The following is a 14719-nucleotide window of genomic DNA, read 5'->3' on the forward strand; positions in this document are numbered from 1 at the left end:
TTACCCGACCTAAACCACTTAATCACTCAGTATACCTGCCTATAGAGATCGATACTTATCACGAAGACGCTGGCGAACACTCTCACCGACGCTATTCACAATAAAGGTAAACAAAAACAAAATCAGAGCTGACAAAAACAGCAATCGATAGTGGGAGCTGCCCACTTTTGATTCCGGCAATTCCGTCGCAATCGTTGCCGTCAATGAACGCAAGCCTTCAAACACATTCCAGTCGGTTATTGGCGTATTCCCGGTTACCGTTAGCACTATCATGGTTTCTCCCATTGCGCGCCCAAGCCCCAACATAATGGCGGATATAATGCCGGGGCTCGCCGTTAACAATACGACTCGAGTCAGGGTTTGCCATTCGGTAGCGCCTAGCGCCAATGCACCATTGGATAAATGCTTAGGCACAGAGTAAATAGCATCTTCCGAGATGGTAAATATGGTTGGGATAACCGCAAAGCCCATCGCAATACCAACAATTAAGGTATTGCGCTGCTGATAGTCCCACCCCTTGTCGGCAAGAAAGTAAATCAAGCCGTCATCAAAGAAGAGTTTTTCCAAGTATGGAGAGTATTCAAACAGTCCCCACCAAATCAGAACAATCGCTGGCAGCAAAGTAATTAGGTGTAATCCCTTAGGCACCTGAGATTTTACTCGCAATGGTAGTGATGCCCATAAACCACCACACCCAAGGGCGGTAAGCGGAATAACCACAATGCTCAGCATAAAGGCAAGTAGGTTTTTCTCCATAATCGGCGCAAGCCAAACTGCCGCAAGGAAACCAATCACCAATGTCGGTAATGCTTCCATTAATTCAATCGCCGGTTTAATGGTATTTCGCATCTTGGTCGACATGAAGTAGGCGGTGTAGACAGCGCCTAGTACCGCGATAGGAACAGAAAACAACATGGCATACAGCGCCGCTTTAATGGTACCAAACACCAATGGGACAAGACTAAACTTGGGTTCGACATCTTCTGCTGACGCAGAGGTTTGCCAAACGTAATCGGGCTCGGAGTAACCCTCATATTGCACCTTTTGCGTCAACTCTTTTGCTGAGATCTCAGGATGAGGGGCATCAATGCGAAAGCGCTGGATTTTATCTTGATACACACTCATCAAGTAACGATCGTTTTGCGATAAGCTACTCAGCAATGGAGGGCTGTCAGTGCTTATATTTATAATCGGCTTAGAGCGTGTCGCATAAAAAAGACTGTGCGTTCCATCGGCACCAATAGTCCAAAAGCCTTTGGTCGTGTGCTCTGAAAGTATATTTGTCACCTCAGAGCTGGTCGTATATTTTCGAGCAGTCTGCAAGCGTCTTTCATTTTGAAACACCAAGAACCAAAATTCGAGATCTTCAGTGCCATTGGAGACAATGGCACCTTTATCTCCACTGAGAAACTTAAACTCTCTATGGGCCCCTTGTTGTGTTTTCTCTTGATGCTGAAACGCTAACCTAAACGCTTCTGTCCTAGTGCGCCGAAAGAATAATTTTGCTGTGTCTCCATCAAGCACCACCACATAAAGCCCATCTCTGGCGATATACAGGCCGTTGACGTCATCAAACTCCACAGGTAACGACACTATTTGGTAGCTGTTCCCTGCAAAGTAATCAAAGACTTCTACCTCGGTTTCACTCGCTCTAGCGAGTACCGCACCAGCCGGTAGCACGGAGAAATCTAAATATTGGGTATCAAAGTTGGGATTATCGAATCGCAGAGCCGAAAGCTCACGATTCACTCTCAAGTTAGGCGTGTACACCTTTCTAGTTTGCGAATGAGAGACGATAAATTCGGGCATCACCACTTCTATATTGCCACTCGCATCTATCATTGCCGTCCATGGTTGCGGAGAGTCCTTCGCTATAGCTACCGGATCTTTTTGCGCCAAGGCTCGATTGATCACTTTAATATCATCATCTAGCGAGAAGTAGATAACCTCGCCTTTGTTGTTAATTGCTGTGCCATTTCGACCGGTATTATCAATATTGACATCAATGAATGAATTACCGGAAACAGGCAGGTGATATTCCGTTTGCTGATAGGTGGAAGTGCCAAAAATCGGCAGGGTTTCTGAAATGAAATAAATAAGAATGCCGAATAAGCCCACCAGCATTCCTAGGCCACTAGCCTTGACCAATACGGTTATCAACTTATCTTTGATCAGACGAGCTCTATTGGTCTCTTTTAACAACGATGTAGCCCTATTCATTTAATGTGATCTTCTCTGATCTGACGATTGTAACTCAAGCATTTGACATAAAGGTGACACAAATTAGTAATAGTTTGTGCGACACATTTCCTTACACGCAACGTGACCACTGTCACATGGCTGAAATCTAACTGCAATAATATTCACTCCCCCCATTTTAGCACTAGACTTGCATTGCAAACTAGAAAACGGAAAAGAAGATGAGCACAGAAAAACTGTATGTAGAAAAAGAACTTAGCTGGCTTTCTTTTAATGAACGAGTCCTGCAAGAGGCCGCTGATAAGTCGGTTCCCTTAATAGAAAGAATCCGGTTTCTAGGCATATTTTCCAACAACCTCGATGAGTTCTACAAGGTACGATTTTCCGATGTTAAACGCCGTATCTTGATCAACCAAGAACGAGGTCGTCAAGACAATTCAAAACGCCTACTCAGCAAAATGCAAAGCAAGGCAATGAAACTCAATCTGCGATTTGACGAGTTGTATAGCGAATTGCTTCTCGAAATGGCCCGCCGCCGTATCTTCTTAGTCAACGAAGCGCAGCTCAACGAAACTCAGCAGCAATGGCTCAAAAAGTTCTTTCGTAAGCAAGTACTGCCCCATATCACGCCTGTCGTAATGCATGAGGATATTAATGTACTGGATTTCCTCAAAGATGAATACGCTTACCTAAGCGTAGCGCTCGTCAAAGACAACGTATCGCAATACGCACTGCTGGAGATCCCAACCGATCACCTGCCACGCTTTGTTATGGTGCCAGAGCAGAAGGGAAAGCGTCGTAAGACTATCATCCTGTTAGACAACGTGATTCGCTACTGCCTAGACGATATCTTCAATGGCTTCTTTGAGTACGATGAAATCAACTGTTATTCCATGAAGATGACCCGAGATGCGGAGTACGATCTCAGTCACGAGGTTGAGCACAGCCTACTTGAGCAAATGTCGGAAGGCCTGAGTCAGCGTCTATCCGCCATGCCTGTGCGCTTTGTTTACGAGAAAGACATGCCACGTGAAATGCTAGAATTTCTATGCCGAAAACTTGAGATCTCCAACTATGACAGCTTAATACCGGGTGGGCGCTATCATAACTTCAAGGACTTCATTGGCTTTCCAAACGTAGGCCGTGACTACCTAGAAAATAAGCCATTGCCACCACTTAAATCCGCCGTATTTGAGCAGTACAACAACAGCTTTGATGCCATTAGCGCGGAAGATATTTTGCTTCATTACCCTTACCACACCTTTGATCACGTCTCTGAGCTTGTCAGGCAAGCATCGTTTGATCCAAAAGTGCTCAGTATTAAGATCAATATCTACCGCGTCGCCAAACACTCAAAGCTCATGAATTCATTGATTGATGCGGTAAACAACGGCAAGAAAGTGACCGTTGTGGTTGAGTTGCAGGCGCGCTTTGATGAACAAGCGAATATCTTATGGTCAAAGCGGTTAACCGACGCTGGAGTACAAGTGGTTTTTGGTGCTCCCGGTCTAAAGATACACTCTAAGTTGCTATTAATTAGCCGCCGTGAAGGTGGCGAAATAAAGCGCTACGCTCATATAGGTACCGGTAATTTCCATGAGAAAACAGCTCGCATCTATACCGATTACTCTCTGCTGACCGCCAAGCCAGAGATTACTGATGAGGTTCGTAATGTCTTTGGATATATTGAGAATCCTTATCGCCCTGTTGCCTTTCATCAGTTGATCGTCTCTCCAAAGAACTCACGCAAGCGTCTCTACAAGCTAATAGATGATGAGATAGAGAACGCAGAATTGGGCAACAGAAGTGGGATCACCCTTAAGATCAATAACCTCGTAGATAAAGGGCTGATCAACAAGCTCTATCAAGCAAGCAGTGCGGGTGTCTCTATACGCATGATCATTAGAGGCATGTGCTCTCTTGTTCCAGGAGTAGAAGGGATCAGTGAGAATATCAAAGTCATCAGTGTCATAGACCGTTTTCTTGAGCACCCGCGAGTCATCATTACCGAGAATAATGGTGACCCTAAGGTGTTTATCTCATCGGCAGATTGGATGACTAGGAATATAGAGCACCGTATCGAGGTAGCAGCGCCGATTAATGATAATAAGCTAAAGCAAAGAATCATTGATATTATGGAGCTACAATTTACAGATACCGTTAAGGCTCGATGGATCGACAAGGAGATGTCGAACAGCTACGTGGCACGAGGAAATCGCCGCAAGGTTCGCTCTCAGATCGCTACCTACGAGTATATTAAACAAGTAGAAAAGCAGGCTAGAAGACTGAGTGAGCAAACAATTGAAGCATCCTGACGTGATGCACAGCAGTGAGGCTACCCCAGAAAAAGATATTGCAGCCATTGACCTTGGCTCCAATAGCTTCCATATGGTGGTCGCAAAGGTGGTAGGGCAAGACCTACAGATAATCAGTCGCCATAAGCAACGAGTTAAATTGGCTAGTGGACTGGACTCGCGCAACAATCTCACCAACGAGGCCATGCAACGTGGCCTCGATTGCTTGAAGATGTTCGCCGAACGACTGGACGGGTTCAAAAAAGACAATGTGAGAATCGTTGCCACCCATACCCTGCGTATTGCCAACAATGCCCACCTATTTATTCAGCGAGCAAGACAAGTGCTTCCCTTTCCCATTGAAGTGATTCCGGGTGAAGAAGAGGCGCGCCTTATCTATTTAGGTGTTGCTCACACTCAACCCGTATCCAAGAGCAAACTTGTAGTCGATATCGGTGGTGGTAGTACCGAGCTTGTGATTGGCGAAGGCTTTGAAGCAGAGCTGGTCAATAGCCAGCAGATGGGGTGTGTTAGCTACGCTCATCGCTACTTTAGCGACGGAAAGCTCAATACCAAGAACTTCGCTGCCGCAAACCTTGCAGCCCTGCGAGAATTGGAGTTTCTGGCGAAGCAATACAAGCGACATGGCTGGGAGTTAACCTTAGGGTCCTCTGGAACAGTAAAAGCCATTCGTGAGTGTTTGATTAGCCTGGACTATGAAGACGGTATCATCACACCCAAGCGCCTCAAAAAGCTGGTGAAGCACCTTTGTGAGTTTAAGAAGGTAGAGAAGATAGCGATCAAGGGCATTATCGAGGAGCGACTGTCAGTGCTCGCTCCTGGCGTTGCTATCTTACAAGCCATTCTACAGTCCCTAGAGATCGAAGAGCTTCATTACTCTTCCGGCGCCCTGCGGGAAGGGGCAATGTATGAGATGGAAGAGCGCTTTGCACATTCCGATATTCGTATGCGTACAGCGGAGAACCTAGCACTTCAGCACAGAATCGATGTCGAGCAAGCTAATCGAGTGAGACAGCACAGCAAGCATTTCCTTAAACAAGTGATTGCCGATACGGAGTTAGAAAAGAGCAGCGAATTGGTCAAGCTACTTAACTGGGCTGCCTTATTGCATGAAGTAGGATTGAGCCTGAACTATCGAGGCTACCACCGACATTCTCACTACCTTCTTCAGCATACCAATATGCCCGGCTTCAACAGCGAGCAACAAAGGTTGATCGCCACTCTAGTTCGATATCACAGAAAGGCTTTAAAGCTCAGTGAGATGGATGAGTTTAGCTTGTATGCCAAGGAAGACATCCTTGAGCTTATCAAGATTTTGCGCCTCTCCATTGTGATTAATGTCTCGCGAAATGATGCAAAGGCCGGCCTTTGGCAACTCACCATTGAGGATGGCGATTGGGTATTGTCTCACTCGGATTTAGATCATTTGCGAGAAAATCGCTTATTGATATCAGACTTAGAGCAAGAGCAGTTCTATTGGCACAGTGCCGGCTGGGGGTTGAGGTTCGAGTTTGGTGATTTACTTGAAGAAAGATAGCTAAAAGGGCTCTGTGAGCCCTTTATAGTTTCAAATCGACCTTGCTCAGCTCTTTTTGAGCCAGCTCACGGGAGATGGGAATATACCCTTCACGAGATACCGCTTGTTGCCCTTGTTTGGAGTAGATAAAACGAATCAGCTCACGCTGACTTCGCGGCAACGCCTTGTTCGGCTGCTTATTGACATAGATATAAAGCTGGCGGCTCAGTGGGTACTTACCGCTAATAATGTTCTCTGGTGTTGGTAGCGTATAGTTATCATCATACTCAGCAATAGGGAGCAAACGCGTGCCTACCGCTTTTGATGCTACGCCCGAGTACCCGATAGAGGATACCGACGAAGCAACGCCCTGAACCACAGACGTCGCCCCCAACAACTCATTTACCGAGCTGTCAAAGTCTCCACCACACAATACTTTACTCTTAAACACACCATGAGTGCCCGACACCGGGTTACGCCCATACTTTTGTATCTTTAGCTTACCCCAAGGCTGCAACACCCCAAGGTCACTCCAGGTATCGATATATCGATTGGTGCCACAAAAGTAAGTGATTGAAAAGATGGCATCCAGCTGAACAAAATTCAGCCCTTGAATTGGGTTGTCTTGATGTACAAATACGCCCAAAGCATCAAGTGCCACTACAAGCTCAGTAGGCGCATAGCCATACTCGCGTTCAAAAGCAGCAATTTCACTCGGCTGCATTTCCCGGCTCATAGGCCCAAACTGCGCCGTTCCCTCAGTAAGAGCAGGAACAGCCGTTGAACTGCCTGAGGCTTGCACCTGAACATTAACGCTAGGATACAGGGCAGAAAACTCTTCCGCCCACGCAGTGATAATACCCGCAAGGGAGTCTGAGCCCACGGATGTTAGATTACCCGAGATACCTTGAATGGCTTTGTAATCTGGTAAAGGGGTTGATGCGCTACAAAAGGACGTCACAAAAACCAGCACACCAGCAATCAACGAGCGTCTCACGATTGTGCTAACTCCCTAGCTACTAAGCGCTTAGGCAGCACAAAGGAGAACTGACTGCCCTTGCCCACTTCACTTTGTATTTCTAGCAGTGAATCGTGATGACTCAGGGTGTGCTTCACGATAGCCAAACCTAAACCACTGCCACCGGTTTCTCTTGAGCGTGCCTTATCAACCCGATAAAAGCGCTCGGTCAGCCTATGCAAATGCTGAGGTTCGATTCCCTCACCCGTATCGGCGACCTGCAAGTAAGCACCTTGTACGGTCTCATTCCAGGTAACATGGATATGTGAGCCCGCTGGCGTATATTTCACCGCGTTGTAAACCAAGTTAGAGATGGCGCTGCGCAACTGGTCTTCATCACCCATTACCTTCAACGACTCATCAATATCAAACTTAAGCTGATGTTCTTTACTACCGCTTAGTGCCTGAGCTTCTTTCTCAAGCACATGCAACATGCGCGGTACATCGACAATATCATCACCCCCGCCCATTGGAGCGGCTTCGATCTTAGATAGCGTCAGAAGCTGATTCACTAGGCTGTTCATTCGATTGAGCTGCTCAGTCATGACTCCATGAGCTTTTGGCCACATTGGGCCCACCAACATATCGGGATCGGCCGTCATTTCTAAGTAGCCCTGCAATACCGTCATCGGGGTGCGCAGTTCATGAGACACATTGGCAAAAAAGTTACGACGCATACCCTCAAGGGTTTTAAGCTGAGAAACGTCACGTACTACCATCAGGTGCTCACCATCGGTATACGGCACAATACGCAATTCCAGTATACGCTCCACGTTTAGAGGAGAGCGCATCTCTAAAGGCTCTGAAAAGTCATTTTTATTCAGATACTTAATGAAATCTGGAGAACGAAGTAGATTAGTAATAGGGAGTTCAGAATCCTCTGGCCAGCGAAAGCCCAGCAGTTGCTGTGCTAATCGGTTGCACCAAACGATATTGCCTTCATCGCGAAACACCACTACCGCATCGGGCAAGGATTCTGCACCATTGCGAAAGCGGCGAATAAGCCCAGTAAGCTCTTTTCGTTTACGGCGTTGACGCTGCTGCAAGCGGTACATGCCATTAAACAAAGGCTCCCAGTTACCGGAGCTTGAAGGAGGAGAAAGGCGCTTGTCATTCCACAGCCACTGTGAAAAACGGATTTGATTATGCAGATGCCACCCTAATTGCAATACGGTTGCAATCAGTAGCATCCATGGCATGTATCCTACAAACCATCCTAGCAAAACCCAAGGTGTATAAAAAAAAGCCAGCTCTAAAGCCAGCTTTCTCCATGTCAGTTTTTCTACCATCTAAAGGCGTACTCCAGAGTTCGACGAGCCTGCTGGTTAGGCTTTGGTCGAGAATCGGTAACCTGCACCGCGTACAGTTTGAACAAGTTTATGATGCTCAGTGGCTTCCAGCGCCTTACGTAGACGACGAATGTGAACATCGACTGTTCTGTCTTCCACGTAAACATTGGTGCCCCAAACATGGTTCAGAAGCTGCTCACGGCTATAGACACGCTCTTGGTGCGTCATGAAGAAGTGCAGCATCTTAAATTCGGTTGGTCCCATATCCAGTGCTTGGTCATGAGCCGTCACTCGGTGTGATACAGGGTCAAGACGCAGTCCTTGCACATCAATCACCTCTTCTGTTGAGGTTGGCGATGCACGACGAATCACTGCTTTCAGGCGAGCAAGTAGCTCTTTTGGTGAGAAAGGTTTGGTGATGTAATCATCAGCGCCTACTTCTAGGCCCTTCACCTTATCTTCTTCTTCTCCACGAGCAGTCAGCATCACAACTGGAATGTTACGCGTCATTTCATCACGTTTAAGGTGCTTGATGAAGTTAATACCAGTACCACCAGGCAACATCCAATCTAAAAGGATCAAGTCTGGAAAGGGTTCTTTGAGCATACTTACCGCGGTATCGTAGTCTTCAGCTTCTACCGTTTCATAACCTTTTTGTTCTAAAACAAAGCAAAGCATTTCGCGAATTGGTGCTTCATCCTCTACAACTAGGATTCTTCTAGACATTTTTCTGATAACCTCGATTATTCGTAAACTCGGCTTATTATCTTGCTAAATTATGACACTTTTGTGTCTATTGAAAACAAAAAATCATAATAAATTCATCGCACAAGACGAATATTGTATTAGGCATAGGTACAAACCTTCCTTTATCATTAGGTTTTCCCATTGCAATACAGAGACACATCATGTGGTTTAAAAACTGCCTAGTCTATCGCTTCAACCGTGAAGTAGACATACAAGCTGAAGCTCTTGAAGAGCAACTTAAAGAGTTTCAATTCAAGCCTTGCGGCAGCCAAGACAAACAAAAATTTGGTTGGTCTTTTGCGATGCCAGGCCAAGATCAATTACTCAGCCATGTCGCGCAAAATCGCATTCTGCTGTGTGCAAAAAAAGAAGAAAAACTGCTTCCTGCTTCAGTGGTCAATGATGCTGTGGCGAACAAGGTTGATATGCTTGAAGAGCAGGAAAACCGCCGTCTGAAGAAGACTGAGCGCGATACCATCAAAGATGAAATCCTTATGGATTTACTGCCTCGCGCCTTCACTCGTAGCCAACTTACCTACCTGCTTGTTTCCATCGAAGATGGTGTCATTCTTGTAGATGCTGCTAGCTCGAAAAAAGCAGAAGATGCGCTTGCGCTACTGCGTAAAACCATCGGTAGTTTACCTGTAGTACCAGCCCTACCAGAGACACCCGTTGAGACGACGTTGACCGAATGGGTTAAGGGCGAAAGCCAACCAACAGGCTTCGAAATCCTCGCTGAAGCAGAGCTAAAATCCGCGCTAGAAGACGGTGGCATCATCCGTTGTAAGCAGCAAGATTTGCAAAGCGAAGAAATCCTAAATCATATCGAAGCGAATAAGTTTGTTACAAAATTGGCGTTAAATTGGCAGGAACGTGTCGAGTTTATCCTTGCAGAAGACGCAAGTTTGAAGCGAATTAAGTTTGGTGAAGAGGTAAAAGATCAAAACGAAGACATTCCTCGTGAAGATAAAGCCGCTCGTTTTGATGCTGACTTTTCATTGATGAGCAGTGAATTGCTGGCTTTGGTGGGCAATTTACATACCGAATTAGGCGGTTTAGAGAAAAACTGACCCTAATTACCCACTACATTCTGTGACATGTATACTTTTTAGTGGCGATTTTTGCGACGATCCCGTAAAATTCGCCCTCCTTATATCTCGCTACAAGGTGGCGAGATCCTGACTTGAAATCAGAATAGAGTATACAAACATGTTCACACCAGAATTACTTTCTCCTGCGGGTAGCCTAAAAAACATGCGCTACGCATTTGCATACGGCGCAGACGCGGTTTATGCAGGCCAACCACGATACAGTCTTCGTGTTCGTAACAACGAGTTTAACCACGAAAACCTGCAAATCGGTATCAATGAAGCACATGCCCAAGGCAAGAAACTGTATGTGGTTTGTAACATCCAGCCTCATAACTCTAAGTTAAAAACCTTTATTCGCGACCTTAAGCCCGTGGTTGAAATGGGCCCTGATGCTCTGATCATGTCAGATCCAGGCCTTATCATGATGGTTCGTGAAGCATTCCCGGATATGCCAATTCACCTATCCGTTCAGGCAAACGCAGTAAACTGGGCAACAGTGAAGTTCTGGTCTACTCAAGGTGTAGAGCGCGTTATCCTTTCTCGTGAGCTTTCTCTTGAAGAAATCGAAGAGATCCGTGAGCACTGCCCTGAAACAGAACTAGAAATATTTGTACACGGTGCTCTTTGCATGGCGTACTCTGGTCGCTGCCTACTGTCTGGTTACATCAACAAGCGTGACCCGAACCAAGGCACCTGCACCAACGCATGTCGTTGGGAGTACAAAGCAGAGAAAGCAACGGAAGATGAGACAGGTCAAATTGTTGAAATTCAAGAAGCTGTTCCTCAAGAGAGCCAAGAGCGTCCAGACAATACTCTAGGTTTAGGTAAGCCAACTGACGAGGTTGTGCTTCTATCTGAATCTCATCGCCCTGAAGAAAAAATGGCGGCATTCGAAGATGAGCATGGTACCTACATCATGAACTCTAAAGACCTACGCGCGGTACAGCACGTAGAGCGCCTAACTAAGATGGGTGTACACTCTTTGAAGATCGAAGGTCGTACTAAGTCTTTCTATTACTGTGCACGTACTGCTCAGGTATATCGTAAAGCAATTGATGATGCTGTTGCAGGCAAGCCATTTGATGAGAACCTACTAGGGACTCTAGAGAGCCTTGCACATCGTGGCTACACTGAAGGTTTCCTTCGTCGTCATACTCATGATGCTTACCAGAACTATGAGTACGGCTATTCAGTATCAGACTCACAACAGTTTGTGGGTGAGTTTACCGGCAAACGCCGTGGCGATCTTGCTGAAGTAGAAGTGAAGAACAAATTCTTGGTCGGTGATAGCCTAGAGCTAATGACGCCAGAAGGTAATGTTGTCTTCAACCTTGAAGTCATGGAGAACCGTAAATCTGAGAGCATCGACGATGCGAAAGGTAATGGGCACTTTGTATTTATCCCAGTACCACAAGACATGAACCTAGAGTTTGGCTTGCTAATGCGCAACCTTAACTCAGGTCAAGATACTCGTAACCCATCAGGTAAATAATCGATGGCTCTATTGATCCAAAAAACGTGCATTAATTGCGATATGTGCGAACCTGAATGCCCAAACGATGCCATCAGCATGGGGGACTCTATCTATGAGATAGATCCGAACCTATGCACTGAATGTAAGGGTCACTATGACGCACCAACGTGCCAATCGGTGTGTCCGATTACTAAGTGTATTATCACTGACCCTCAGCATGTAGAGACCGAAGAAGAACTACTAGAGAAGTTTGTGATTATTCAGGGTATGGCATAGAGCCACTTAAATTATCATCCTATAAAATCCGATACTCATTAGTGACTATCGGATTTTTTATAACTAAAAAAGATGCAATTATCTAGGGAAGACAGAGAGCGACTATGTTTGATCTTTGGCAACAGCTGCAATTGATTAATCACTACCAATACCAATCAAAACCCGGAGCCAATTCTGTGATGGGTTGGGCAGGAGAAGGGAGTGGTTCAGTCAACATAGAGATGGAAGATACCGATACCCTTTATTTTAAAGAGCAAGGGCGTTTCACTCTCGAGCAAAATGGACATACTGTCGATACTCAAAACGAGTTCATATGGCAACGTTTGGACGCTTTAAAAATTAAACTGCTGCACAGCCGCTTCGGCAGAGAGAACGCAGTAGAGCTATTTGTACTCAGCTACAATGCTGAGACAAAACAATGGATTAGTGATTCAGCACATGTCTGTGGTGATGACCTATATAGCGGCATGGCCAAATGGAATAATGACTCCATCGAGTTTAATTGGTCAATCAGCGGTCCGCGTAAACAAGAAAACTTGCATTATCGCTATACGAGGTAGTTTTGGGATATTTAATCATTACAACGATCATGTGGTCGTTATCGTTCAGTTTAATTGGTGTCTACTTAGCGGGACAAGTAGATGCGTATGTATCGGTTTGGATTCGTATCGCATTAGCCGCAGTGGTATTTTTACCTTTGCTTCGCTTCAAGGCGGTTAAAAAGTCCGAAGCACTGCAACTTATGGGTATTGGTGGTATCCAGCTTGGTTTAATGTACATTTTCTACTATCAATCCTTCTTGCTACTTACGGTACCAGAAGTATTGGTGTTTACCGTCTTTACCCCAATTTATGTCACCCTTATTTATGATGCCCTCAAAAAGCAATTCAACCCTCTGTATTTAGTCAGTGCTTTTGTCGCTGTCATCGGTGCTCTGGTTATTCGCTACGACAACCTAACCGAGGATTACCTTATCGGCTTCTTAGTCGTCCAGTGCTCTAACCTCTGTTTTGCATTTGGTCAGGTTGGCTATAAGTATTTCAAAGAGAGCCGCGAAGAAATGGCACAACGAGATATCTTTGGTTGGTTCTATATTGGTGCTTTAGTGGTCGTCACCATCGCTTGGGCTATCTGGGGCAAAGCTGAACTGCCTACAGATCCAACACAAATTGGTGTCCTACTTTGGTTAGGCATCGGTGCTTCTGGGTTGGGTTATTTCTTATGGAACAGAGGCGCAAGCCAAGTAGACCCTGGTTACCTTGCCATCATGAACAACGCACTAATCCCGGCAGGTTTGATTGTTAATGTCACTATCTGGAATAGAGATGTAGACATGACTCGCCTTATCATTGGCGGTGGCATCATCCTGTTAGCTTTGTTTATTCATTCGAGAATAAAGCGGAAGGTTGTTAAGAGTTAGTTCTGATAGTTAAGATTGGAGAGGCTGCCGAGAGGTGGCCTTTTTTGTGGCTGGGTTTTGGGGTTTTGGGCTCTTGGTTCTGGGTTCTGGGTTCTATGGAACAGACTAGAACTCTGGTGGTCTCATTAACTCTTTCTAGTGCATGACTATTAATATCATTAGAAACCTGTAGGTGTTCGTTGAAACAGGTGCGTACTCATTACCACAGCTCACATATAAGCTAGCCTATAACAACCCGAATAGGTCGCAGCGAATATATAAATATCAATGGATAGAGTTGTAAGAAGCAGAGGGTAAGTACAACTAGGGGTTATTCACTAAGAAAGATGTTCTAAAGGCACGAAAAAAGCCTTAGCATTTCTGTTGGGAGGGCTAGTCTGAGGTTTGCTTCAATTAATGCTAAAGCTATAGACGAAAAAAAGCCCTAGTCTTTCGACGCGGACGGCCAGTCTAGGGCTTCTTATTAGTGGCGGAGTGGCCCGGCTTGGGTTCAATCGAACTCGCGCACGAGCGGGACTCGTTTGCTCCCAGAGCAAAATATAATCCAGATAGCAAAAAACCTCAGCCTTTCGTCGCGGACGGCTAGTCTGAGGTATTGCTTCAATTAATGCTAAAGCTATAGACGAAAAAAAGCCCTAGTCTTTCGACGCGGACGGCCAGTCTAGGGCTTCTTATTAGTGGCGGAGTGGCCCGGCTTGGGTTCAATCGAACTCGCGCACGAGCGGGACTCGTTTGCTCCCAGAGCAAAATATAATCCAGATAGCAAAAAACCTCAGCCTTTCGTCGCGGACGGCTAGTCTGAGGTTTTGTTTCAATTAATGCTAAAGCTATAGACGAAAAAAAGCCCTAGTCTTTCGACTAGGGCTTCTTATTAGTGGCGGAGTGGACGGGACTCGAACCCGCGACCCCCGGCGTGACAGGCCGGTATTCTAACCAACTGAACTACCACTCCGCACCAATTTGTGCGATTAATTTCTAATGAAACCAATCAAAGTCTTTCATCCAAAGTCTGACACTTTTGTTGCTTTGGACTTTAAATTGTTTCTGTGACGCCGCAGATTTTGTCGAGAGAAGCTCAGTGTACGTTAGTACATGAGCATCGCATCGGCAAAAGATGCAAGTTACGGGAACAATTTATGTTCAAAGCCTGGCGATGTCCTACTCTCACATGGGGAAACCCCACACTACCATCGGCGCTATTATGTTTCACTTCTGAGTTCGGCATGGAATCAGGTGGGTCCACAATGCTATGGTCGCCAAGCAAATTTCTTATTTGTCTTCAGCTTTTTCAAAAAAAGCTGAAAGCAAAAATTAATAATTCGGAAAGCTGCTTCTCTATAAAAGAGAGTTAAAAGTTTATATCACACATTCAAA

The 14719-nt window shown here is 45.6% G+C and carries 11 protein-coding genes, 1 tRNA gene and 1 rRNA gene; 7 read left to right on the forward strand and 6 right to left on the reverse strand.

What is annotated here, in order from left to right; genetic code table 11:
- Nucleotides 1–39 precede the first annotated feature (39 nt).
- Nucleotides 40–2220, reverse strand: a complete 2181-nt coding sequence (locus OCU35_RS10785; protein WP_261825353.1) for an ABC transporter permease subunit — start codon at nucleotides 2218–2220, stop codon at nucleotides 40–42.
- A gap of 200 nt (nucleotides 2221–2420) precedes the next feature.
- Between OCU35_RS10785 and ppk1 the strand changes: the two genes are divergently transcribed.
- Together ppk1 and ppx are read left to right on the forward strand one after the other, a co-directional pair.
- Entirely contained in the window at nucleotides 2421–4514 is a 2094-nt protein-coding gene (ppk1, locus tag OCU35_RS10790) for a polyphosphate kinase 1 (RefSeq protein ID WP_102360375.1), read from the forward strand.
- 4 nt (nucleotides 4515–4518) lie between these two features.
- Nucleotides 4519–6051 (forward strand): exopolyphosphatase, encoded by a 1533-nt coding sequence (gene ppx, locus OCU35_RS10795; protein WP_065210335.1) that lies wholly within the window; start codon nucleotides 4519–4521, stop codon nucleotides 6049–6051.
- Between the two features lie 22 nt (nucleotides 6052–6073).
- Here ppx and OCU35_RS10800 read toward each other — a convergent pair whose 3' ends face one another.
- From OCU35_RS10800 to phoB, 3 genes are read right to left on the reverse strand one after another with little or no spacing between them, the layout of a single operon-like run.
- Nucleotides 6074–7027 (reverse strand): PstS family phosphate ABC transporter substrate-binding protein, encoded by a 954-nt coding sequence (locus OCU35_RS10800; protein WP_065209490.1) that lies wholly within the window; start codon nucleotides 7025–7027, stop codon nucleotides 6074–6076.
- Complete coding sequence (gene phoR / locus OCU35_RS10805; RefSeq protein ID WP_017242921.1) at nucleotides 7024–8337, reverse strand: phosphate regulon sensor histidine kinase PhoR; 1314 nt, start codon at nucleotides 8335–8337, stop codon at nucleotides 7024–7026. The genes OCU35_RS10800 and phoR overlap by 4 nt, the downstream gene beginning before the upstream one ends.
- Nucleotides 8338–8373: 36 nt before the next feature.
- Entirely contained in the window at nucleotides 8374–9063 is a 690-nt protein-coding gene (phoB, locus tag OCU35_RS10810) for a phosphate regulon transcriptional regulator PhoB (protein ID WP_017028935.1), read from the reverse strand.
- 182 nt (nucleotides 9064–9245) lie between these two features.
- Between phoB and rdgC the strand changes: the two genes are divergently transcribed.
- The 5 genes from rdgC to OCU35_RS10835 all read left to right on the forward strand — a co-directional run bounded on the left by rdgC (nucleotide 9246) and on the right by OCU35_RS10835 (nucleotide 13345).
- Nucleotides 9246–10154: a recombination-associated protein RdgC gene (gene rdgC, locus OCU35_RS10815; protein WP_017028936.1), complete on the forward strand. Its 909-nt coding sequence runs from the start codon at nucleotides 9246–9248 to the stop codon at nucleotides 10152–10154.
- 139 nt (nucleotides 10155–10293) lie between these two features.
- A complete protein-coding gene (gene trhP, locus OCU35_RS10820) occupies nucleotides 10294–11667 on the forward strand; it encodes a prephenate-dependent tRNA uridine(34) hydroxylase TrhP (protein ID WP_017028937.1) in 1374 nt (457 codons plus the stop codon).
- 3 nt (nucleotides 11668–11670) lie between these two features.
- Entirely contained in the window at nucleotides 11671–11925 is a 255-nt protein-coding gene (locus OCU35_RS10825) for a YfhL family 4Fe-4S dicluster ferredoxin (protein WP_017028938.1), read from the forward strand.
- Nucleotides 11926–12029: 104 nt separating this feature from the next.
- A complete protein-coding gene (locus OCU35_RS10830; RefSeq protein WP_017028939.1) occupies nucleotides 12030–12485 on the forward strand; it encodes a DUF6314 family protein in 456 nt (151 codons plus the stop codon).
- Nucleotides 12486–12487: 2 nt separating this feature from the next.
- Nucleotides 12488–13345 (forward strand): EamA family transporter, encoded by an 858-nt coding sequence (locus OCU35_RS10835; protein WP_435433572.1) that lies wholly within the window; start codon nucleotides 12488–12490, stop codon nucleotides 13343–13345.
- An 875-nt stretch (nucleotides 13346–14220) separates the two neighbouring features.
- Here the strand turns inward: OCU35_RS10835 and OCU35_RS10840 are convergent.
- A tRNA-Asp gene (locus tag OCU35_RS10840) sits at nucleotides 14221–14297 on the reverse strand.
- A gap of 193 nt (nucleotides 14298–14490) precedes the next feature.
- A 5S ribosomal RNA gene (gene rrf / locus OCU35_RS10845) occupies nucleotides 14491–14606 on the reverse strand.
- Nucleotides 14607–14719 lie beyond the last annotated feature (113 nt).

It is taken from the genome of Vibrio breoganii (assembly GCF_024346795.1).
GTDB lineage: Bacteria > Pseudomonadota > Gammaproteobacteria > Enterobacterales > Vibrionaceae > Vibrio > Vibrio breoganii.